Source organism: Pleomorphomonas diazotrophica (genome assembly GCF_002844595.1).
GTDB lineage: Bacteria > Pseudomonadota > Alphaproteobacteria > Rhizobiales > Pleomorphomonadaceae > Pleomorphomonas > Pleomorphomonas diazotrophica.
This window is the reverse complement of sequence record NZ_PJNW01000002.1, coordinates 544,564-566,991: the sequence shown is the minus strand read 5'-3', so window position 1 is coordinate 566,991 and position 22,428 is coordinate 544,564. Positions and strand designations below refer to the sequence as shown.

Genomic DNA, 22,428 nt, shown 5'->3' with positions numbered 1-22,428 from the left:
TGGTTCAATGGGCGGTAATCGGCGCTAGATCCCCGGCATCGCCTTCGGCGACCGGCGCAGACGTCGCTTCCTTCGATTCGTCCCATGCGATCGGCTCCAGCGGCTTCACCAAAGCCACCTTCAGCACATCGTCCATGTGGGCCACCGGAATGACTTCCATGCCGTTCCGGACGTTCTCCGGAATGTCGGCGAGGTCCTTGGCGTTCTCGTCGGGGATCAGCACCGTCTTGATGCCACCGCGATGAGCGGCGAGCAGCTTCTCCTTGAGACCGCCGATGGGCAGCACGCGGCCGCGCAGCGTGATCTCACCGGTCATGGCAACGTCGTGGCGCACCGGCACGCCGGTCATCACCGACACGATGGAGGTCACCATGGCGATACCGGCCGACGGACCATCCTTCGGCGTAGCGCCTTCCGGAACGTGCACGTGGATGTCACGCTTGTCGAACAGCGGCGGTTCGATACCGAAATCGATAGCGCGCGAGCGGACGTAGGACGCCGCCGCCGAGATCGATTCCTTCATCACGTCCTTCAGGTTGCCGGTCACCGTCATGCGGCCTTTTCCGGGCAGACGCACGCTTTCGATGGTGAGCAGCTCGCCGCCGACCTCGGTCCACGCAAGACCCGTGACGACGCCGACCTGATCGGTACCCTCGGCCTCTCCATGCCGGAAGCGCGGCACGCCGAGATACTGCTCGACCTTCTCCGGCGTCACCGTGACCGACTTCAACGCGCCCTTCGACTTCTGAAGCTCGGTCACCGCCTTGCGGGCGAGCGACATCATCTCTCGGTCGAGGTTACGCACGCCGGCTTCCCGGGTGTACTGCCGGATCACCGCGCGAATGGCATCGTCGGTGATCTCATACTCGCCCGCGCGAAGACCATGGTCGGCGATCGACTTCGGCAGCAGGTGCCTTTTGGCGATCTCGACCTTCTCGTCCTCGGTATAGCCGGCGATGCGGATGATCTCCATGCGGTCCATCAGCGGGCCGGGGATATTCAGCGTGTTGGCGGTCGTCACGAACATCACGTCCGAGAGGTCGTACTCGACCTCAAGGTAGTGGTCCATGAAGGTGTGGTTCTGCTCGGGGTCGAGAACCTCCAGCAGGGCCGACGACGGATCGCCGCGGAAATCCATGCCCATCTTGTCGATCTCGTCGAGCAGGAAGAGCGGGTTGGACTTCTTCGCCTTCTTCATCGACTGGATGACCTTGCCGGGCATCGAGCCGATATAGGTACGGCGGTGACCGCGGATTTCCGCCTCGTCCCGCACGCCGCCCAGCGACATGCGCACATATTCACGGCCGGTCGCCTTGGCGATCGACTTGGCGAGCGAGGTCTTGCCGACGCCCGGCGGACCGACGAGGCAGATGATCGGCCCCTTCAGCTTGTTGGCCCGGCTCTGCACCGCCAGATACTCGATGATGCGTTCCTTGACCTTGTCGAGGCCGAAATGGTCCTCGTTCAGCACCGCTTCGGCATAGGCGAGGTCGTCACGGGTCTTGGAGCGAGCCTTCCAGGGAATGCCGAGAATCCAGTCGAGGTAGTTGCGCACCACGGTGGCTTCGGCCGACATGGGAGACATCTGCCTGAGCTTCTTCAGCTCGGCCGTTGCCTTTTCGCGCGCTTCCTTGGAGAGCTTGGTGCGCTTGATGCGCTCCTCGAGTTCGGCAAGCTCGTCCTTGCCTTCCTCGCCGTCGCCGAGCTCCTTCTGGATCGCCTTCATCTGCTCGTTGAGATAGTACTCGCGCTGGGTCTTCTCCATCTGCCGCTTGACGCGGCTGCGGATGCGCTTTTCCACCTGCAGAACGGAAATCTCGCTCTCCATCAGGCCCAGCACGCGCTCGAGCCGCTCGACCACCGACTTCAGAGACAGAACTTCCTGCTTCTCGGAGATCTTGACGGCGAGATGGCTGGCGATGGTGTCGGCGAGCTTGGCGTAGTCGTCGATCTCCTTGATGGTGCCGAGCACCTCGGGAGACACCTTCTTGTTCAGCTTGACATAGTTGTCGAACTCGACCAGCACGGAGCGGGCCAGCGCCTCGACCTCGACGCGGTCGCTCTCCACCTCATCGAGCGGGCGCACCTCGGCCTCGAAGTAGTCGGAGCGGTCGATGAAATTGATCACTTCGGCCCGGCGGGCGCCTTCGACCAGCACCTTCACCGTGCCGTCGGGCAACTTGAGGAGCTGAAGCACAGTCGCGAGCGTGCCGACGGTATAGATGTCGCCTGAGGCAGGATCATCGTCGGAGGCGTTGCGCTGCGTCGCCAGGAGGATCTGCTTGTCGGCCGTCATCACTTCTTCGAGGGCGCGGATGGACTTCTCGCGGCCCACGAACAGCGGCACGATCATGTGCGGGAAAACGACGATGTCACGAAGCGGCAGGACGGGGAAGACGTCCCGTTCGGCGCCGGTCGCGGAGGTGGATGCGGCCATGGAGTGGTTTCCTTTCTGGTGGCCCGCCGGCTTGGCCTTTCGGCGCCGACGTCCGTCGCACGCGGTTTACGGCAAGGGCTGCCGACTGGATCATCGGATGGCCCTGGTTCCGGCAACGGGGGAGAGGATCGGAGTGGGTGATCCGCTGCGTGGCCGTCCGGTTCGCCCCGTCATGGGCGCGAGGCCGGGCGCCTTTCCCGTTTCCGTTGCCGCCGCGTAAGCGGATACATGGATCGCGGCGACTGTGCTTTCAAGACCTTGACACGAAAGCGTCATTGGCCCCGACGCACGACGCTCCCGACCCCTTTTGGCCGGGAAGAAGGGCGGCAAATCAATCGCCGCCCATGGAGACTATCAGGCACCCGTGCCCGTATCGTCGAGGCGCTCGCCATAGACGTAGATCGGCTTGGCCTTTCCGGCGACGACGTCAGCGGAAATCACCACTTCCGTCACATCTTCAAGGTTCGGCAGCTCGTACATGGTTTCGAGCAGAATGCCTTCCATGATCGAGCGGAGGCCGCGGGCGCCGGTCTTGCGGTCGATCGCCTTGCGGGCGACGGCGGACAGCGCATCGTCCTGGAAGGAGAGCTTGACGTTCTCCATCTCGAACAGGCGCTGGTACTGCTTGACCAGGGCGTTCTTCGGCTCGGTGAGAATGATCACCAGCGCCGCCTCGTCGAGGTCTTCCAGCGTGGCGAGCACCGGCAGACGGCCGACAAACTCGGGGATCAGACCGAACTTCAGAAGGTCCTCAGGCTCCACCTGGGCGAACAGCTCGCCGGTGCGCCGATCCTCGGGGGCCGTCACCTGGGCCTGGAAGCCGATCGACGTCGACTTGCCGCGCGCCGAAATGATCTTCTCGAGGCCGGCAAAGGCGCCGCCGCAGATGAACAGGATGTTGGTGGTGTCGACCTGCAGGAACTCCTGCTGCGGATGCTTGCGGCCACCTTGCGGCGGAACGGAAGCCACCGTGCCTTCCATGATCTTCAGCAATGCCTGCTGCACGCCCTCGCCCGACACGTCGCGGGTGATCGACGGGTTGTCGGACTTGCGGGAGATCTTGTCGACCTCGTCGATGTAGACGATGCCGCGCTGGGCCCGCTCGACATTGTAGTCGGCAGCCTGGAGCAGCTTCAGAATGATGTTCTCGACGTCCTCGCCGACATAGCCGGCCTCGGTCAGCGTGGTCGCGTCCGACATGGTGAAGGGCACGTCGATGATGCGGGCGAGGGTCTGGGCGAGCAGCGTCTTGCCCGAACCGGTCGGGCCGATCAGCATGATGTTCGACTTGGCCAGCTCGACGTCGTTGTTCTTCGAGGCATGGTTGAGGCGCTTGTAGTGGTTGTGAACCGCCACAGCCAGCACCTTCTTGGCCTTGTCCTGGCCGATGACATAGTCGTCGAGCACCTTGCGGATTTCCGAAGGCGTCGGCACGCCATCCCGCGACTTCACGAGATTGGACTTCGACTCCTCGCGGATGATGTCCATGCAGAGCTCGACGCACTCATCGCAAATGAACACCGTCGGTCCCGCGATGAGCTTGCGGACTTCATGCTGGCTCTTGCCGCAGAACGAACAGTAGAGGGTGTTCTTCGACTCGCCGCTAACCTTAGTCATCCAATCATTCCCGCTCGGTTGACGGACGGTCCGCCGCCCCGCCCTTGGGCAAGCACCGGACCGAACCTTCCCTCTCGAACCCTCACCAATGGCCGAATCCGCCGAAACCGCCATTCGCGCATGCTGCGCCCCAAGGACTCAAGATAGCTTTAACGTACCGATCTCAAAGCGCCGCCGCCTCCGGCGCCGGCAAACCTCTTTCCTCAGGGCAGTTCGGGAACCGCCCGCTTCTGGATGACGTCGTCCACAAGGCCGAATGCCTTGGCCGCTTCGGCATCCATGAAGTTGTCGCGCTCCAGCGCCTCTTCGACCGCTGCAAGATCGCGGCCAGTATGCTGGACGTAGATCTGGTTGAGGCGGCGCTTCAGCTTCAGGATCTCCTGAGCGTGCAGCATGATGTCAGCCGCCTGACCACGGAATCCGCCCGACGGCTGGTGCACCATGATGCGCGCGTTGGGCAGCGAGAAGCGCATGCCCGGCTCGCCGGCGCAGAGCAGCAGCGAGCCCATGGACGCCGCCTGGCCGATGCAGAGCGTCGCCACCTTCGGGCGGATGAACTGCATTGTGTCGTAGATGGCGAGGCCCGCCGTCACATAACCGCCGGGAGAATTGATATAGAGGGAGATCTCCTTGTTGGGGTTCTCCGACTCCAGGAACAGAAGCTGGGCGCTGACCAGCGTCGCGACACCGTCGTCGATTCCGCCGGTGATGAAGATGATCCGCTCCTTGAGGAGGCGCGAGAAAATGTCATAGGCGCGCTCGCCACGGTTCGTCTGCTCGACGACCATCGGGACCAGCGTGCTCATGGTGAAATCGACAGGATCCTTCATACGTTCCCTCGGCGTTCGACGGACGAACCGGCCTTCCTATCCCCTTTCGGGGCCTTGCGGAGTGGCGGTGGCGTCGCCTGCAAATCACTCTTGCCGTGATCGTTACATCCCAAGCGGACACTTGGCTACACCAAAGCCGCTGAATTTTCGGTGCATGGTGTACGGCCTTCCATGCCCCTTCGGCCTTCGGGGAACCTCCCCATAAAAGCCACTTATGCATCGCCGGCAAACTCTGCAAGCGGTCGGAACCACATGCAGGGCTGACCGCCATGAAACGCAACGGGCCGGGGCGTCGCCGCCCCGGCCGCGGTATTCATGGTGACAATAGCTGCCTGACCGGTCAGACGGCCGGCTCTTCGTCGTCCTTGAACAGCTCTTCCTTGGTGACGGTCTTGTCGGTGACCTTGATCAGCCCGAGCAGCACGTCGACCACCTTCTCCTCGAACACCGGCGCCTGCAGCGAGGCAAGCGCATTGGCGTCGCGGCGATAGAAGTCGAACACGGCCTTCTCCTGGCCGGGGAACTGGCGGGCCCGCTCGATCAGCGCGCGCTGCAGTTCCTGCTCGTTGACCTGAACCTTTTCGCGCTCGCCGAACTTCGACAGCACGAGACCGAGACGGACGCGACGCTCGGCGATCTTGCGATAGTCGGCGCGGGCCTTCTCCTCGGTGGTGTCCTCATCCTCGAAGGTCTTGCCGGCAGCCTTCATCTCGGCCTCGACCTGACCCCAGATGGCGTTGAACTCCTGCTCCACCAGCGTCGCCGGCAGCTCGAAGGAGTACTGCGCGTCGAGGGCGTCCAGAAGCTGACGCTTCACCTTCTGGCGGGTCTGGCCGCCGTTCTGAGATTCGATCTGCTGCTTGACGATGTCCTTCAGCGCGTCGAGGCTGTCCATGCCGAGCGTCTTGGCCCAGTCGTCATCGAGCTTCAGTTCGCCCGGAGCGGCGACCTCGAACACTTCGATATCGAAGGTGGCGGGCTTACCGGCCAGATGCTTGGCCTGATAGTCCTCGGGGAAGGTCACTTCGATGACCTTCTTGTCGCCGACCTTGAGGCCGATCAGCTGCTCCTCGAAGCCGGGAATGAAGCGGCCCTGTCCGAGGAAGATGGCAGCGCGGTCGTCAGCGCCGCCTTCGAAGGGCTCGCCGTCGATCTTGCCGAGGTAGGAGATGGTCAGGCGGTCGCCATTCTGGGCAGCGGCGCCTTCCTCGCGGGCAACGTAGGAGCGAGCACCCTCGGCGATCTGGGTCAGGCGCTCTTCGACTTCCGAATCAGCCACCTCAACGACCGGACGCTCGATGGCGATGCCGTCGACCGGCGCCAGCTCGAACTCCGGCACGATCTCGTAGGAGAGGTCGTAGGCGAGATCGAGGTCACCCGACAGGATCTTCTCGGCGTCTTCGTCGGAAAGCTTGATCTGCGGCTGCATGGCCGCCTTCTCGGAGCGCTCTTCGAGGGCCTTGTTCGAGGTCTCGCCGATCACCGTGTTGACGATCTCGGCCATGGCCGACTTGCCGTAGAGCTTCTTGAGGTGAGCCTTGGGAACCTTGCCCGGACGGAAGCCGCGGATCTGGGCGCGCCCCTTGAGGTCCTCGAGGTAGGCGTCGAGCTTTTCAGCGAGTTCGGAGGCCGTGATGACGATCTTGAGCTCGCGCTTCAGGCCTTCGGTCGAGGTTTCAGTCACCTGCATGGATGTTTTCTTTCGTCTCTGATCCCGAGAACGCCTCACGGACCGTTCCGGCGGTTTCCCCAGCCGAGCCTGTCCGAAGAAGCGGTTCAATTCTGTCTTCACCACCGGCGGGACGCCACGGAGGCGTACCTGACACCGACCGCATCACCCTCGATCACGGCGGGCCGATCTGGTGCGGGCGAAGGGACTTGAACCCCCACGGCTTTCGCCACTGGAACCTAAATCCAGCGTGTCTACCAATTCCACCACGCCCGCGACCCAACCGCGCCGACCATCGCCTCCGATGCTCGAAGCGGGGTCTCCATAGCAAACTTCCCCGCGGGCACAAAGCAAAAAGGGAGGATTCGTGACGAACCTCCCCTTTGGTCGACTTTGCCGGCTTTGCCGGGCTCAGGGCGCGGGCTGGCCGGCCGCCGAGGCCGACGCCAGTGCGACGCCCAACAGCTCAAAACTATCGTGACCCGACGCCCTGGCGAGCCCCGCCACCGTATCCTCGGCCGAGGTGACCTCGACGCCGATCGCCTTGAGCCGTTGGGTCACCGTCGCTTCGTCGGTGTGGGCAAGCGCGGCGAGCGCCGTCACCGAAGCATTGCCGAGAGCCCCGAAGATGACGGCGCGGGGATTGTCGGTGGAGGCGCTAGCCCCCTCGTAGACGAAGGCGCCGGCGGCCGCGAGGCAGACGACGGTCGAGATCCACATGGCCGGGTGACGGAAATAGCTCATGAGCGTCCGCCAGTTGCGCCAGACGTGCAACCCGAAGGGGACGATCAGGAACAGCGACAGTATCTCGTGCATTTCACGGAAATACTGCGTGCCGACGCCGAGAAAGAGAGCGACGCCGGAGACCAGAGAGATCAGGAACAGCCAGGTGGTCAGCGGCGTGGCATAGCGGAACAGGGTGTCTTTGGCGGACATGGCGAAAACTCGACAAAGAAAGAAAACTTAAGGAAGCCAGTCCTTTGGCTCTTCTTTCTTCTATCGCTTCGCCGCGTCCCGATCCTCTCAAGACGGTGCCGAAGTGTATCAATCGGTATCGGCCGTCGTCTTGCGCTTGCGGCTCACCTTGCGCGCCTTTTCCTCGGCCTTGGTCGCCTCGCTGCGACGGGCAACGCCGACCGCGGCGCGACACCAGTCGAGGAACTCGTCCGGTTCGTCGTAAAGCCGCTCGGGCGCGCGCCAATAGGGCATCTGCGCCGTCCGGCCGTCCTTGGTGGTATACTCGAACTGTGGGCAGTCCTCGGCAACGAACCGACCGCGCGTTTCGTCATCAACCTTGAAGTAGAGGCTGCCCTCGATCTCCAACGCGAACACCATGCCGTCTTGATAGATGGAGAGCCCGCCGAACATCTTGCGGAAGGTAACGCCGCCGAGCGGCTCCATCAGTTCGCGCAGATACTCCCTGAAACCGTCGTCCGCCATCGCCATCCCCGCAAATATGATCGATAGGAACATAAAGCGAACAAACCGGCACGTCCAGCCATCACGCCAAAAAAGCCGTGGACGACTTGCACCGCCGGCATACAGGCGTAAATTGCTGCCATGCAATTCCACATCCGAGCGTTAGCGGCCTCGCTTCTGATCCACATGGCCGCGCAGGTGAGTCAAATGACTGGCGCCATGGCCGGTGAGGCGGAACTCGCTCGCCTTGAGCAACTGTTTCGCTCGCCCGATCAAGCGAGCATCCTGTTCTCGAAGTCCTTTCTTGCCGAGGTGCCCGCCGATCAGGTGGCACAGATCGTAAAACAGCTCACCAGCTCGCTTGGGGAACCACGAACGATCATCCAGGACGGCGAGGACTATGCCGTCGAGACCGGCACCCATTCCATTCCCACCAAGGTCACCCTGGATGACGACGGCCTGATCGACGGGCTGCTGTTCGAGCCGCCCGTCGCCCTGACCGCCTCCCTTGACGAAACGCTGGAAAAGCTCGGCGGCCTCGCCGACACCGTCTCCTATCTGATCGAGACGGACGGAGTTATCCGCCACGAACGCGACGCCGAACGACCGCTTGCCGTCGGCTCGGCGTTCAAGCTCGGCGTGCTGAAGGTTCTCACCGAGGATATCGCGGCGGGACGCCGCCGCTGGGACGACGTGGTGACGCTCGAGGCGACCGACCGCTCGCTGCCATCGGGCCAACTCCGCCTCTATCCAGCCGCCTCGCCCCTCACCCTGCACACGCTGGCAGCCGAGATGATCGCTCGCAGCGACAACACGGCGACCGACACGCTGATCCGTGTGGTCGGGGCCGATCGGATCGCCGGGGTACTCGGACTTGATACGCTGCTCACCACGCGCGCGCTGTTCCAGTTGAAAGCCGACAAGCCGCTGGCCGACGCCTACCTCTCGGGTTCGGCCAAAGACCGGGCCACCATTCTGACGCAGCTGGCCGAACGGGACCTGCCGTCAGTGACGGCGGCGTCCACCCCCTACACACCCGGCCTCGAATGGATGATTCCCGTCCGGCGGCTCTGCAGCCTCGCCGTGGAGTTGGCCGACACCGACATCTTCGCGATCAATCCCGGCCCGGTCCGCCCCGCTCCCTGGCAACGCATCGCCTTCAAGGGCGGCAGCGAAACCGGCGTCCTGAACCTCACCGCCGCGCTGATCGGCAAGGATGGCCGCAAGCACTGCCTGTCGGTGACGCTCAACCGAAACGCGGAAATCGACGAGACGGTGGCCGCCGGCCTGTTCGCCAGGGCGGCAGCCCAACTCGCGACGGTCAAGTGAAGCTTCAGGCCCGATCGAGCCCCATCTGCCAGAAGGCAGCCTCAAGCCGGCTGGCTTGCGCGAAGATGCCGGCGATCTGGCGAAAACGCACTTCCCCCACGGCGCCGTCGGACAGCGTGTCGAGATGCTCGACAGTGGACGCCGCGAGTTGCTGATACCCGTCGCCGGCATATTCGGCGATCCACGGGGCGTAGGGATTGCTCGCGGCGAGCGCTCCCGGAATGGACGCGAGTCGGCGGGCAATCACCGCATAGCCGATGATGCAGGGGGCGAGCGCCACGTGGAGGTCGAGGAGATCGCCGCGAACGCCCCAGTCGAGCACGAAACGGGTGTAGGCCGTGGTCGGCATGTCCTCGTCGGCCGCCTCGAGATCGGACGGCGTCAGGCCCCAGCCGGCGCAATAGTTGACGTGCAACGCCATCTCGCCGTCGAGGATCGCCCTGAGGCCATCGAGGCCATAGCGCATTTCCTCGATGGTCCGCCCCTTGTAGGCGGCGAGCGCGTAGGCGCGGACGAACTGGATCAGGAACAGGTAGTCCTGAACGAGATAGTGGCGAAAGGCCGTCTCGGGCAGCGTGCCCGCCGCCATCATCTCCACGAAGGGGTGCTCGGTATAGGCGCGCCAGTCGTCGGCGCTGGCCTCGATGAGACGGTCGTAGAGGCTCATCCGTTCTCTCCCCGCGCCCAGGCAGCCTTTGTCTCAGCCTTGAACTCCTCGAAGCGGCCGGCCTCGATGGCGTCGCGAATGCCCTGCATCAGCGACTGGTAATAAGCAACGTTGACCCAGGTGAGCAGCATGGCGCCGAGCGCCTCGCCGGTGCGCACGAGGTGATGGATGTAGGCGCGTGAATAGTCGCGGGCCGCCGGGCAGTCCGACGTCGGATCGATCGGGCGGGGATCATCCATATGGCGGGCATTCTTGAAGTTGAGCTTGCCGAAGCGGGTATAGGCGAGGCCGTGGCGGCCGGCCCGCGTCGGCATGACGCAATCGAACTGGTCGATGCCGCGCGCCACACTCTCGATGATGTCGTCGGGCGTGCCGACGCCCATCAGATAGCGCGGCTTGTCGCGCGGCAGGATCGGGTCGACGACGTCGATCATCTTGAGCATGACCGCCTGCGGCTCGCCGACGGCGAGACCGCCCACCGAATAGCCCTCGAAGGGCATCGCGGACAGCTCGCGCGCGCTCACCTCGCGGAGCGACGGCACGTCGCCGCCCTGCACGATGCCGTAGAGCCCCTGCCCCTTCTCAGGCCCGCCCATCGCCTCAAACTGCCGGCGCGACCGCTCGGCCCAGCGGAGGCTGAGTTGCATGCCGCGCTCGACTTCCTTGGGCTCGGCCGGCAGGCGAACGCACTCGTCGAGCTGCATCTGGATGTCGGAGCCAAGAAGCCCCTGGATCTCGATGGAGCGCTCGGGCGTCAGCTCATGCCGGCTGCCGTCGATGTGACTTTGGAAGGTGACGCCGCGCTCGTCCATCTTCCGAAGCTGGGCGAGCGACATCACCTGGAAGCCGCCGCTGTCGGTCAGGATGGTCTTGTCCCAGGTGGAGAACTTGTGCAGGCCGCCGAGCGCCGCCACTCGTTCGGCACCGGGCCGCAGCATCAGGTGGTAGGTGTTGCCCAGCACGACGTCGGCGCCCGTCGCCTTCACGTCGTCCATGAACATCGCCTTCACCGTTCCGAGCGTGCCGACCGGCATGAAGGCCGGCGTACGGACGACGCCATGCGGCGTGACGATCTCGCCACGGCGCGCCCGGCCGTCAGTGGCAAGAAGGCGGAAGGAAAAAGGCTGGGTCATCGACATTGCTTTCCGGCGCTGGGCGGCCGCCCTCCATCAAGGACAGCGGCGCCGCCCGCCAATAGCGAAAAATGCCGCCTGCAACAATGTCTCTTAGCTCCGGAGCAGCCGGTAGATGGCCGGAATGACCAGGACGGTGAGCAGTGTCGAGGACGCGAGCCCGAATAGCAGGGATATGGCGAGCCCCTGGAAGATCGGATCGGTCAGGATCACCGCGGCGCCGATCATGGCGGCGAGCGCCGTCAAGAGGATCGGCTTGAAGCGGATCGAGCCGGCCTCGATCAGAATGTCGGCAAGCGGCCGCCGCATGGCGTGAGACATCCCCTCCTCATCCGTCACCACAACCTCGCGCGGGGCGTGGCGGATGAAGTCGACCAGCAGGATGGAGTTGCGCACGATGATGCCGGCGAGCGCGATGAAACCGATCATCGATGTTGCCGTGAACGGCGCGTGGAACAGCCAGTGTCCGCCGAGGATGCCGATGAAGGTCAGCGGAATCGGCGTCAGGATCACCAGCGGCAGCTTGAACGAGCCGAACTGCGCCACGACGAGGATGTAGATCCCGAGCACGGCAACGGCGAAGGCCGCCCCCATGTCGCGGAAGGTCACCCAGGTCACCTCCCACTCGCCGTCCCAGAGAAGCGTCGACGAGCTCTCGTCGGCAGGCTGTCCGTGGAGGGCGATGACGGGCTTTTCGAGCCCTGTCCAGTCCTGCCGGTCCAGCGCGTCCTGAACGGCCAGCATGCCGTAGAGCGGCGCCTCGTAGTCGCCGGCCAGTTCGGCCGTCACCATCTCGGCGAAGCGACCGTTGTGGCGGAAAATCGGGAAGGAGGCCTTTTCCTCGCTCACCCTGATCACGTCGCCCAGCTCGACGACACCGCGATCGCCCGGCAATACATTGGCGGGAATGGGCGTGGTCAGCGCCGTCTCATCGAGCACCTTCTCGCCCTTCGGCCGCTCGACGACGATGGGAATGGCCGCTCTGCCGCCGCCACGATGCGAATAGCCGACCGTCGACGAACCACCCAGGATCGCCAGAGTATCGAACACGTCGCTTTCGGCGACGCGGAAGAAGTCGAGGTCGTCGGTGGATATGGTTGCCCGAAGCCGCCGGGCAGGTGTGCCGAAGGAGTTGTCGACGTCGACGATGAAGGGCACTTCGCGGAAGGCGGCCTCCACCTTCTCCGCCGCCCGCCGCCGCGCGTCGGCATCCGGACCGTAGATCTCGGCGAGCAACGTCGCCATCACTGGCGGCCCCGGCGGCGGCTCGACCACCTTGAGCGAGGTACCGGCCGGAACCGGCAGTGCCGAGACGCGCTGGCGCAGCTCGAGCGCAATATCGTGCGAGGCCCTGTCGCGCTCACCCTTCGGCGTCAGATTGACCTGGACGTCGCCGAGCTGTGGCTCGGCGCGCAGATAGGAGTGGCGGACGAGACCGTTGAAGTTGAACGGCGCGGCGGCGCCGGCATGGGTCTGGACGGAGACCACTTCGGGCAGGTCGAGCGCCGTTCTGGCTACCGCCTGCGCCACGGCGTCCGTCGCCTCCACCGAGGCCGCTTCCGGCAGGTCGATGGTGACGGCGAGCTCCGCCTTGTTGTCGAAGGGCAGGAGCTTCACCGTGACATGTTTGGTGTAGAAGAGTGTCAGCGAGCCCAGCGTCAGGACGCCCACCGCCAGCAGGAAGGCGAGGCTGCGGCCCTTGCTCTGGAGGACCGGCCGCGCTACGGCAGCATAGGCCTTTCCCAGCACGCCGCCGGCACTGTCACCCTGATGGTGATGCGCCGATCCGTCCCCGGCCACCTTCAGCATCAGCCAGGGCGTCACGATCACCGCCACGAAGAAGGAGAAGATCATGGCCGCGGAAGCGTTGGCCGGAATGGGGCTCATGTAGGGGCCCATCATGCCGGAGACGAACAGCATCGGCAGCAGCGCCGCCACCACGGTCAGCGTCGCGACGATGGTTGGGTTGCCGACCTCGGCGACGGCCGCGACCGCGCTCTCCCGACGGCTGACGCCCTTGCCCATGGCCGCGTGACGGGCAATGTTCTCGATGACGACGATGGCGTCGTCGACCAGGATGCCGATGGAGAAGATCAGCGCGAACAGCGACACGCGGTTGAGCGTGTAGCCCATCACCTTGGCGGCGAATAGCGTCAGCAGGATGGTGACGGGGATGACGATCGCCACCACCACCGCCTCGCGGAAGCCGATCGCCACCCACACGAGCGCGATGATCGACAGCGTCGCCAGACCGAGATGGAACAGCAGTTCGTTGGCCTTCTCGTTGGCGGTCTCGCCGTAGTCGCGCGTCACCTCGACGGCGAGGCTGTCTGGAATGAGGCCGCCCTTGAGGCCGTCGACACGGGCAAGGATGTCGTGGGCGACGGTGACGGCGTTGGCGCCGGCCCGCTTGGCAACAGCCAGCGTCACCGCCGGCAGTCGCTCGACCGAGCCATCGGCCGCCTTGCGGACGGTGGACACATAGAGATCGGCGGTGTCCTGGACGAACGAGACGTCGGCCACGTCGCGCACGTAGACGGGCCGGCCGTCGCGGGTCGTCAGCAGAAGGTTGGCAATCTCGGCCGGCGACTGCAAGGTCTCGCCGGCGACCACCTGGATTTCCTCGCCGCCGCTTCGCACGGAACCGGCCGGGAACGACCGATTGGCGGCGGTGACCTTTGCGGAGAGCTGTTGCAGCGTGACGCCGTAGAGGGCGAGCCGATCGGGGTCGGGCGCGATGCGGATGGCATCGCCCGTCTCACCGACCAGATAGGTGAGGCCGACATTGTCGACCTTGGCGATCTCGCTGCGGAGCTCGCGAGCGACGCGCGTCAGATCGGCGGCCCTGACCGAGGCCGCCGCTTCCGGCTTCGGCGACAGCGTCAAGGTGACGATGGCGACGTCGTCGATGCCACGGCCGACGATCCTGGGTTCTGGGATACCGACCGGGATTCGGTCGAGATTGGCCCTGATCCGGTCGTGAACGCGCAGCACCGCAGCATCGGCCGAGGTGCCGACCAGGAAACGGGCGGTGACCATCACCTGCTCGTCGCGGGTCTGCGAATAGACATGTTCCACGCCGTCGATGGCCTTGACGATGGTCTCGAGCGGCTCGGTGATCAGCTTTCCTGCATCCTCGGCCTTGAGGCCCGGCGCCGACACGTGAATGTCGACCATCGGGACCGAGATCTGCGGCTCCTCCTCGCGCGGCAGGGTCACGAGAGCAACGAGGCCCACCGCGAAGGCGGCCAGCAGAAACAGCGGCGTCAGGGCTGAACCGATGAACGCGCGGGTGAGATGGCCGGCGATACCGAGCTTCATGGCAGCACCACCGCGTCACCGCCGGAAAGACCGGAAAGGATCTCCACATCTTCGCCATGCCGCTCGCCGAGCACCACGGTACGGCTGGTCTCTTCTCCATCATAGGCGACACGCACCGTATCGATGCCGGACCGGCTGTGGATGGCGGTAGTCGGAACCAGAAGGGCTTGTCGCGTACCGACGGGCACGCGAACCAGGAGGCGGGCATCGACGAAGTCGGTGGGCAGGCCGGAGACCTCGACGTCGGCGGTGACGCGGCCGCCCTGGATCTGCGGATAAACCTTGGCAAGCCTGCCCTCCAGGACGCCGTCCACCGTTTCCACGGCAAGCGGCGCGCCCTCTTTCAGAAGGGTGGCGTGGCGCTCGGGAATGGACAGACGCAGGAAAAACCCGCCACCCCCCAAGGTGATGACGGTCTCACCCGCCATCAACACGGACCCCTTTGTGACGGGAACCGTCAGGACCTTGCCATCGACGGGAGCCAGCACGTCCCCTTCGGCCCCCTGCTGCACCACCACCTGCCGCTGTGCCTCGGCGGCGGCGATCTGGTTGCGGAAAACGTCGACCTGGGTCCGCAACTGGTCCAGCCGCTGGCTTGTTGTGACGCCCTTCTCGACCAGCGTCTGACCACGACCGAGCTCGGCCTCGGCATTTTGCAACTGCGCTGCCAACGCCTTCAACTGCGCATCGAGGGCGGAAATCTGGAACTCGATCTTGTCGTCCCGCACGACCGCGATGCGCTGTCCGGCCGTCACCACGTCGCCCTCGGACACGTCGAGCGATATCAGCGTGCCGCCGACGCGCGCCCGTGCGGCGAGACTGTCGCGCGCCTCGACGCGACCATAAACCGCCTTCAACTCCGGAACGGTGACCGGTTGGACCACGAGGGACCCGGCCTCGGCCAGCGAGACAAGACAGAGCGAGGCAAGCCCGGCGAGAACGAGGCGCATCACAACCTCCCCTTCAGAAGGCGGTGCCGGGCTTGACGCCGAGCTTGCGAAAAATGATCGCCGCCGGACAGAAACCGGTGAAGGCCGACTGGATGAGGTTGAAGCCGACGAAAGCCGTCAGCCACACGAAATACGGCGACACGAAATAGGTCAGCAGCAGCGAAGCGAGCAGCACGCTGCCCGCGAAAGCTAGAACGGCGCGATCAAGGGTCATCACAACCTCCTTTAGCAGTTATATTATAATATACTCATATACGGAAAGGCAATGAAACGCAAGCGCGCAGCAGCCTGCGTTTGGCGATTGCCGGCCGATGGCAGCGGACCGCAGCCAAGCCCACCGAGGCTGTGACGATACGGAGGAGCCGTCAATCCGCCATCCGGCGAAGAAATGAGTGATTTGTTTAGTTATTTCATCAGGATAACGAGCCAGACGCAAAGTCTGGCGGAAAACATCTCTTGGCCTGAGATCGCCTTTCGGCCTGCTTTGATGATAGCCTCGAGCACGAATCTCTGAGAGGAACGCATGGTCATAGCCTTCGACATCGGCGGCACCAAAATCGCGGCTGCCAGGGTGGGCGCCGATAGGACGGCCAACGAAATCGGGCGCCTACCGACGCCCATCCGAGACTACGATGCTTTCTGCATGGCGATCGGCGATCTTGCCGGACCGGGCGGCGAGCCGATCGGCATTTCCATTGCCGGCGTCGTTGACCCGCGCGACGGCCGTCTCACGGTCGCCAACATCCCCTGTGCCGATGGCAAGCCGCTTGCGGCGGATCTGGAGGCGCGGCTCGGCCGCCGGGTCGGTGTGCTCAACGACGCCAAGGCGTTTGCCCTGGCCGAAGCCACCGTCGGCCTAGGCAAGGGGCATGCTTCGGTTTTCGCGGTGATCATCGGCACCGGGATCGGCGGCGCCTTCGTCCTCAATGGCAGGCTTGTCATGGGCTCGACCGGCAGCGCCGGCGAGTGGGGCCACGGCCCGGCGGCCGCGACGCGCACCGGCGCAACCCTTCCCAACGTCCGCTGCGGCTGCGGCCAACCCGGCTGCGTCGATACGATTGGCGGCGCGCGCGGCCTCGAGCGCCTGCACCAGCATCTCTCGGGTGTCGAAGCGGACAGCCCTGCCATCCTCACCGCATGGCAGCAGGGCGATCCGGACGCCGTTCGCACCCTTGATGTCTATCTGGACGTCGTCGGCGGCGCGCTCGCCAACACGGTCAATATCCTTGACCCCGACATCGTGCCGATCGGCGGCGGCCTTGCCCGCAACGCCGCGCTCATCGCCGCCATCGACGCCGAAGTGCGCGCCCGTACCCTCGGCAAACGTCTGACGCCGCTCTGCCTCCCCACCGAGACGGGGCCGGAGAAGGGCCTGATCGGCGCGGCGCTGCACGTATCGGATACGCCACCGTCATGACCATTCGCCTCGAAGTCTGCATCGACGATGTTCTCAGCCTTGATGCCTGCGCCAAGGGCGGTGCCGACCGCATCGAGCTCTGTTCGGCCCTCGATCTCGGCGGACTCACCCCCTCCCCCGGCCTGATCGCCGCCGCCGCCAAGTCCCCCCTGCCGTCCCGCGCCATGATCCGGCCGCGCGCCGGCGACTTCCACTTTGCCGAGGCGGAGGTGGAGGTGATGCTCGCCGATATCGCCACTGTGAGGAACGCCGGTCTTGCCGGTGTGGTGCTCGGGGCGATGACCGCCGAGAACGAACTCGACGTTGCAGTGCTCGCTCGCCTCGTCGATGCGGCCGGTAGCCTTGGCAAGACGCTGCATCGCGCCATCGATCTGCTGCCCGATCCGGTCGCCGCCGTCGACCTTGCCGTCCACCTCGGCTTCGACTGCATCCTGACCTCGGGTGGAGAACTCACTGCCGAGGCAGGCGTCCCGGTCATCGCCGCCATGGTGGAGCGCGCCGCTGGCCGCATCGACATCATGGCCGGCAGCGGCGTTCGTCCCGAGAATGCTGCGATCATTCATCGGGAAACAGGCGTTCATTGGCTGCATTCGTCCTGCGGCCGCGCCGAGGCCAATGCCGACGATGTTCGCCACTTCGGCTTCGGGCCCGCCGAGCGGCGCTTTGCCGATGCCGACCGCATCCGGGCATTGAAGGCGGCCGTCTTTTCTGGAGAGCGCGCGTGATTCTCAGCGATAATCTCAAGGGCGCCATCCTCGCCGTCGGCGCCTTCGGCATCTTTTCGGTCGCCGACACCATCGTCAAATATGAGAGCCAGTTCCTGCCCGTTGCCGCCGTGACGGCGATGCTCACTGGCGCCGCGACGGTGCTCATCGCGCTCTATGCCGCCCTGACCGGTCAAGGTCGAGCGCTGGTGCCGGCGACGCCGGCCTTCACGCTCGGTCGAGGGGCGCTGCTCGCCAGCGAAACGGCAATCATCTACTACGCCTTCTCCGTCGTTCCGCTCGCCGACGTTTATGTTCTCACCTTCCTCACGCCGATCTTCGTGTCGGTGATCGCCATCGCCTTCCTGGGCGAACGTCCGTCGCCGCTGGTGGCAATCGGCATTGCGCTCGGCTTCATCGGGGTGCTCGTCGCCTTCCGCCCCGGCGCCATGGAATTTGGTCTCGGTCACTTCGCGGCCGCGGGTTCCGCCCTGGTCTTCGCCGTAACACTGGTGATGATCCGCATCGCCCCGCCCCGCGAGTCCGACCTGGCGCTGGTCATCAGCCCGATGGCCATTCTCGCCCTCGGCAGCGGCATCGTGACGCTTCTGACCACCGGGTTCTCCGGTCTGTCGACCGGTGACGTGGCGCTCGTCCTTTTGGGCGGCGTCTGTCTGTTCGCCGGCAACCTGCTGATCGTCCGCGCCTATCGTGTCGGCACCGCCTCCTTCGTCGCGCCCTTCCAGTATTGCCTGATCTTCTGGGGCGCGCTCAATGGCTGGCTGGTGTTCGGCGCGTCGGTGGAGCTGTTCACCTGGATTGGCGCAGCCATCATCATCGCCGCCGGCCTCATGGTGCTCAGGGCCGACCGGACTGCCAGCTGATGAATCGCGCCCGACTTGCCGTGAATGGTTCCTCGGCATAGCCTGCCGTCAGGGAGTGGACGCAGGCGTCCGAGCACCGCTGCAGGGGGAGATGCGATGGCAAACCTTGAGGGAACGGTCGCGGTGGTTACCGGCGCCGGCCGGGGCATTGGACGGGAAATCGCCCTCCATCAGGCGCGAGCCGGCGCGAAGGTCGCCGCTCTGGCGCGCACTGCCCGTGAAATCGAGGAGACTGCGGCCCTCATCGTCGCCGAGGGTGGACAGGCGATCGCCCTCCCCGTCGATCTCGTCGACCGCGCCGTCGTCGAAGCGGCCATTGCCCGCGTCGTCGCCGATCTCGGCCCTGTCGACACGCTCGTCAACAACCACGGTTCCTTCCGCGCCTTTGGCCCGATCTGGGAGTGCGACCCCGACACTTGGTGGTCCGACGTCGAGATCAACCTGCGCGGCACCTTCCACACCTGTCGCGCCGTGGCGCCGGCCATGCGCGCCCGTGGGCGCGGCCGCATCGTCAATCTGGTCGGTGGCGGCACCGGCACCAGCTTCCCCAATGGGTCCGGCTATGCCGCGAGCAAGGCGGCCATCATGCGCTTCACCGAGTGCTTCAATGACACCGTGAAGGACGCCGGCGTCCATGCCTTCGCCGTCGATCCAGGGCTGGTGCGCACCGCCATGACCGAGCTTCAGCTTTATTCCGACGAGGGCAAGAAGCATCTGCCGGACATCGAGCGGCTGTTCGACGAGGGCGTCAACATCCCGCCGAGCCGGGCCGCCGCCCTCATTGCCGACATCGCCGCCGGTCGCTTCGACAAGCTGGCCGGCCGCATGTTGCGCGGCGTCGAGGATCGCGATGCACTGGAACAGGCGATGGACGATCTCGTCGCCAGCGATGGCCGGGCGCTGAGGCTGACCCGCCTCGACGACTGACAAGGGCGAGGCGCGCCCTACCCGGCCGTCTGCGCCTCGGCCCGTTCGAGCAGCGCCAGCACGTGGGCGTGCGAAGCCTCGAAGGCCGCCTGCTCCTCTTCGGTGAACCGGCAGGCGACAATGGCCTCGCGGCCGGCGCGACCGATGACGCAGGGCACGCTCATCACCACGTCGGAGACGCCGTATTCGCCCTGGAGCAGCGTACCGACCGGCAGCACGGAGCGTTCGTTGCCGGCGATCGCCCGGATGATGCGGAACACCGAGGCGGCGATGCCGTGGTTGGTGTTGCCCTTGCCGGCGAAGATGTCGAGGCCGATCTGCAGCACCCGACGCCGAACCTCGGCGCGGTCGATCGGCGGCAGGCCGTTCAGCTCGCAATAGCTGTCGACATCGAGGCCGCAGACGTTGCAAAGGCTCCAGGGAATGAAGCCGGTGTCGCTGTGATCGCCCAGCACCCAGCCGAAGATATTCTTGGGGTCGATCATCACGTGCTCGCTGACGATGCGCATGAGGCGAGCGGTGTCGACGATGGTGCCGAGGCTGATCACGCGTTCCTTGGGGAAGGACGAATGGCGCAGCACCACCTGCACCAGGATGTCGACGGGATTGGTGACCATCAGCACGATGGCATCGGGCGATGTCCGCTCCACTTCGGCGATGATCGACTTGATGATGGCACTGTTGATCTGGGCCAGCGCGTCGCGCGTCTGCCCCGGCTTGATCTGCGCTCCGGCGGTGATCACCACGATGTCGCTGCCTGAGGAGCTCGCGTAATCGCCGGTCACGAGGCGGGGATTCTGGGCATAGATGAAGGATGTCGTGTGCGAGAAGTCCCAGAGCTCCGCCTGAGCCTTGGCGGTCGCTTGATCGATCACCACGATTTCCGAGGCGACGCCGCTGTTGAGAAGGTGGCCGACCACTTCGGTGCCCACCGCTCCCATGCCGATGACCGTGATCTTCACCGCTGCCCCCTGATGCAGGATCCCTTGCGGAATCTAGATCACTTAACACGATAGGAGGCAATCGCCGGGTGGGATCGGCCCGCGATCCCTATGACTTTTTAATACCTTTGCCCTCCGCTCCGTCTCGAACCCCTATGCGGTTCAAGCCTACCTTCAGTCCAGAGTTCACGCACAGCCCCGCTGCGACACGGCGGCGGGGATGAATTCTCTGCCGCACCGAGTTCGGAGCTCGAAGATGGATATCGTCCTCTCGCTGACAGGCATCGCCTTTTTCGCGTTGATGCTTGGCTATGTCCGGGCCTGCGACCGGCTTTGATCGCTGGAGTGCCTACCATGCTTTTTGAATACATCCTGGGGGGCGCCACCGCGGCGTTCCTGTCGGGCTATCTGATTTACGCCCTCGTTCGCCCTGAACGCTTCTGAAGCGCCCATCGACCAGGAATTTTCCCATGACCATCAACGGATGGATACAGATCCTCGTCTTCTGCGGGATCATCATTCTGCTCGTCCGGCCGCTCGGCGGCTACATGACGGCAATCTTCAATGGCGAGCGGACGCTGCTCTCGCCGGTCTTGGGCCCGGTCGAGCGCGGTCTCTACCGCCTCGCCGGCACCGCCGAACAAGAGGAACAGCATTGGAGCACCTACGCGGTGTCCATGCTCCTGTTCAACCTTCTCGGCTTTCTGCTGCTCTATCTCATTCTGCGCCTCCAGGGCTCCCTGCCGATCAACCCCACCGGCATGGCCAACGTGCCCCCCGAACTCGCCTTCAACACCGCCGTCAGCTTCGTCACCAACACCAACTGGCAGAACTATGGCGGCGAGACCACCATGTCCTACCTGAGCCAGATGCTGGGGCTGACCGTGCAGAACTTCCTGTCGGCGGCTACGGGCATCGCGCTGGCCATGGCGCTGATCCGGGCCTTCGCCCGCAAGTCCACGCGGACGGTTGGCAACTTCTGGGTCGACATGACCCGCGGCACGCTCTACCTGCTGCTGCCGATCTGCATCGTCATGACGCTCGTCCTCGTTTCGCTCGGCATGCCGCAAACGCTCGGCGCTTCGGTCGATGTGACGACGCTGGAAGGCGCCAAGCAGACCATTGCCATCGGTCCCGTTGCCTCGCAGACCGCCATCAAGATGCTCGGCACCAACGGCGGCGGCTTCTTCAACGCCAACGCCGCCCACCCCTTCGAAAATCCCAACGCCATTTCCAACCTGATCCAGATGGTGGCGATCTTCTCCATCGGCGCGGCGCTGACCAACGTCTTCGGCCGCATGGTCGGCAACGAGAGGCAGGGGTGGGCGATCTTCGCCGCCATGGGCACGCTGTTCCTCGTCGGCGTCGCCGTCTGCTACTGGGCAGAAGCGGCCGGAAATCCGCTGATCCACGCTCTCGGCATCGACGGCGGCAACATGGAGGGCAAGGAGGCGCGCTTCGGCACCGCTTTGTCGGCCCTCTTCGCGGTCATCACCACATCCGCCTCCTGCGGCGCGGTGAATGCCATGCATGACAGCTTCACGGCCCTCGGCGGCATGATCCCGCTGATCAACATGATGCTCGGCGAAATCATTATCGGCGGCGTTGGCGCCGGCTTCTACGGCATCCTGATGTTCGTGGTGATCGCCATCTTCGTCGCTGGCTTGATGGTCGGCCGCACGCCCGAGTATCTCGGCAAGAAGATCGAGGCCAAGGAAGTGAAGATGGCCATGTTGGCCGTTCTCTGCCTGCCGCTCGCCATGCTCGGCTTCGCCGCCGTGGCGGTTGTGCTGCCGACCGGAGTCTCGTCCATCGCCAACGCCGGACCGCACGGCTTCTCGGAGATCCTCTACGCCTATACCTCGGCGGCGGCCAACAACGGCTCGGCCTTCGGCGGTCTCTCCGGCAATACGCCCTGGTACAACGTCACCTTGGGCATCGCCATGCTGATGGGCCGCTTCCTTGTGATCGTTCCGGCACTGGCGATTGCCGGCTCCGTCGCCGCCAAGAAGACCGTTCCCGTGTCCGCCGGCACCTTCCCCACCGACGGCCCGCTGTTCGTCGGGCTGCTCACCGGCGTGATCGTCATTGTCGGCGGCCTCACCTTCTTCCCGGCGCTGGCGCTCGGACCGGTGGTCGAGCACCTGGCGATCACCGCCGGTGAGACCTTCTGAGCCATCGGA

Annotated in this window: 19 protein-coding genes and 1 tRNA gene; 7 read left to right on the top strand and 13 right to left on the bottom strand. The window is 64.9% G+C overall.

Annotated elements, in window-relative coordinates; all coding sequences use genetic code 11:
- Positions 1–4 precede the first annotated feature (4 nt).
- The 7 genes from lon to CXZ10_RS03525 all read right to left on the bottom strand — a co-directional run bounded on the left by lon (position 5) and on the right by CXZ10_RS03525 (position 7,993).
- Positions 5–2,437 carry an endopeptidase La gene (gene lon / locus CXZ10_RS03555; protein ID WP_101287551.1) on the bottom strand — a complete coding sequence of 811 codons (2,433 nt, stop codon included), beginning with the start codon at positions 2,435–2,437 and terminating at the stop codon, positions 5–7.
- Between the two features lie 354 nt (positions 2,438–2,791).
- The gene (gene clpX / locus CXZ10_RS03550; protein ID WP_101287550.1) at positions 2,792–4,054 is read right to left on the bottom strand and encodes an ATP-dependent Clp protease ATP-binding subunit ClpX; all 1,263 of its coding nucleotides are present in this window, start codon (positions 4,052–4,054) and stop codon (positions 2,792–2,794) included.
- Positions 4,055–4,257: 203 nt separating this feature from the next.
- Complete coding sequence (locus tag CXZ10_RS03545; RefSeq protein ID WP_101287549.1) at positions 4,258–4,884, bottom strand: ATP-dependent Clp protease proteolytic subunit; 627 nt, start codon at positions 4,882–4,884, stop codon at positions 4,258–4,260.
- Between the two features lie 340 nt (positions 4,885–5,224).
- Positions 5,225–6,574, bottom strand: a complete 1,350-nt coding sequence (gene tig, locus CXZ10_RS03540; protein ID WP_101287548.1) for a trigger factor — start codon at positions 6,572–6,574, stop codon at positions 5,225–5,227.
- Positions 6,575–6,744: 170 nt separating this feature from the next.
- A tRNA-Leu gene (locus CXZ10_RS03535) sits at positions 6,745–6,829 on the bottom strand.
- A gap of 135 nt (positions 6,830–6,964) precedes the next feature.
- Positions 6,965–7,489 (bottom strand): DUF4405 domain-containing protein, encoded by a 525-nt coding sequence (locus CXZ10_RS03530; protein WP_101287547.1) that lies wholly within the window; start codon positions 7,487–7,489, stop codon positions 6,965–6,967.
- 108 nt (positions 7,490–7,597) lie between these two features.
- Entirely contained in the window at positions 7,598–7,993 is a 396-nt protein-coding gene (locus CXZ10_RS03525; RefSeq protein WP_180335841.1) for a TfoX/Sxy family protein, read from the bottom strand.
- Positions 7,994–8,179: 186 nt separating this feature from the next.
- On the opposite strand from CXZ10_RS03525, the gene CXZ10_RS03520 reads away from it, so the two are divergent.
- Positions 8,180–9,301, top strand: coding sequence for a serine hydrolase (locus CXZ10_RS03520; protein WP_180335840.1), 1,122 nt, complete (start codon positions 8,180–8,182; stop codon positions 9,299–9,301).
- 4 nt (positions 9,302–9,305) lie between these two features.
- Here CXZ10_RS03520 and tenA read toward each other — a convergent pair whose 3' ends face one another.
- The 5 genes from tenA to CXZ10_RS03495 all read right to left on the bottom strand — a co-directional run bounded on the left by tenA (position 9,306) and on the right by CXZ10_RS03495 (position 15,586).
- Positions 9,306–9,968 (bottom strand): thiaminase II, encoded by a 663-nt coding sequence (gene tenA / locus CXZ10_RS03515; protein WP_101287544.1) that lies wholly within the window; start codon positions 9,966–9,968, stop codon positions 9,306–9,308.
- On the bottom strand, positions 9,965–11,101 hold the full coding sequence (gene tgt / locus CXZ10_RS03510) for a tRNA guanosine(34) transglycosylase Tgt (RefSeq protein ID WP_101288345.1): 1,137 nt from the start codon (positions 11,099–11,101) through the stop codon (positions 9,965–9,967). Before tgt ends, tenA begins: the two co-directional genes overlap by 4 nt.
- A 93-nt stretch (positions 11,102–11,194) precedes the next feature.
- Positions 11,195–14,422, bottom strand: a complete 3,228-nt coding sequence (locus CXZ10_RS03505) for an efflux RND transporter permease subunit (protein WP_101287543.1) — start codon at positions 14,420–14,422, stop codon at positions 11,195–11,197.
- Entirely contained in the window at positions 14,419–15,372 is a 954-nt protein-coding gene (locus CXZ10_RS03500; RefSeq protein WP_101287542.1) for an efflux RND transporter periplasmic adaptor subunit, read from the bottom strand. Before CXZ10_RS03500 ends, CXZ10_RS03505 begins: the two co-directional genes overlap by 4 nt.
- A gap of 13 nt (positions 15,373–15,385) precedes the next feature.
- The gene (locus CXZ10_RS03495) at positions 15,386–15,586 is read right to left on the bottom strand and encodes a YgaP family membrane protein (protein WP_101287541.1); all 201 of its coding nucleotides are present in this window, start codon (positions 15,584–15,586) and stop codon (positions 15,386–15,388) included.
- A 309-nt stretch (positions 15,587–15,895) separates the two neighbouring features.
- Between CXZ10_RS03495 and CXZ10_RS03490 the strand changes: the two genes are divergently transcribed.
- The 4 genes from CXZ10_RS03490 to CXZ10_RS03475 all read left to right on the top strand — a co-directional run bounded on the left by CXZ10_RS03490 (position 15,896) and on the right by CXZ10_RS03475 (position 19,304).
- The gene (locus CXZ10_RS03490) at positions 15,896–16,789 is read left to right on the top strand and encodes an ROK family protein (RefSeq protein ID WP_101287540.1); all 894 of its coding nucleotides are present in this window, start codon (positions 15,896–15,898) and stop codon (positions 16,787–16,789) included.
- On the top strand, positions 16,786–17,514 hold the full coding sequence (locus tag CXZ10_RS03485) for a copper homeostasis protein CutC (RefSeq protein WP_101287539.1): 729 nt from the start codon (positions 16,786–16,788) through the stop codon (positions 17,512–17,514). The genes CXZ10_RS03490 and CXZ10_RS03485 overlap by 4 nt, the downstream gene beginning before the upstream one ends.
- Positions 17,511–18,377, top strand: coding sequence for a DMT family transporter (locus tag CXZ10_RS03480; RefSeq protein ID WP_180335839.1), 867 nt, complete (start codon positions 17,511–17,513; stop codon positions 18,375–18,377). The genes CXZ10_RS03485 and CXZ10_RS03480 overlap by 4 nt, the downstream gene beginning before the upstream one ends.
- Positions 18,378–18,473: 96 nt before the next feature.
- A complete protein-coding gene (locus CXZ10_RS03475) occupies positions 18,474–19,304 on the top strand; it encodes an SDR family NAD(P)-dependent oxidoreductase (protein ID WP_101287537.1) in 831 nt (276 codons plus the stop codon).
- 17 nt (positions 19,305–19,321) lie between these two features.
- On the opposite strand, the gene CXZ10_RS03470 is transcribed toward CXZ10_RS03475, so the two are convergent.
- Entirely contained in the window at positions 19,322–20,266 is a 945-nt protein-coding gene (locus CXZ10_RS03470; protein WP_210199832.1) for a malate dehydrogenase, read from the bottom strand.
- Positions 20,267–20,599: 333 nt separating this feature from the next.
- Here CXZ10_RS03470 and kdpF point away from each other — a divergent pair, with 333 nt between their 5' ends.
- Both kdpF and kdpA read left to right on the top strand, forming a co-directional pair.
- Positions 20,600–20,689 (top strand): K(+)-transporting ATPase subunit F, encoded by a 90-nt coding sequence (kdpF, locus tag CXZ10_RS03465; RefSeq protein ID WP_101287536.1) that lies wholly within the window; start codon positions 20,600–20,602, stop codon positions 20,687–20,689.
- 26 nt (positions 20,690–20,715) lie between these two features.
- Positions 20,716–22,419: a potassium-transporting ATPase subunit KdpA gene (kdpA, locus tag CXZ10_RS03460; RefSeq protein ID WP_101287535.1), complete on the top strand. Its 1,704-nt coding sequence runs from the start codon at positions 20,716–20,718 to the stop codon at positions 22,417–22,419.
- The last annotated feature ends 9 nt before the right edge of the window (positions 22,420–22,428 follow it).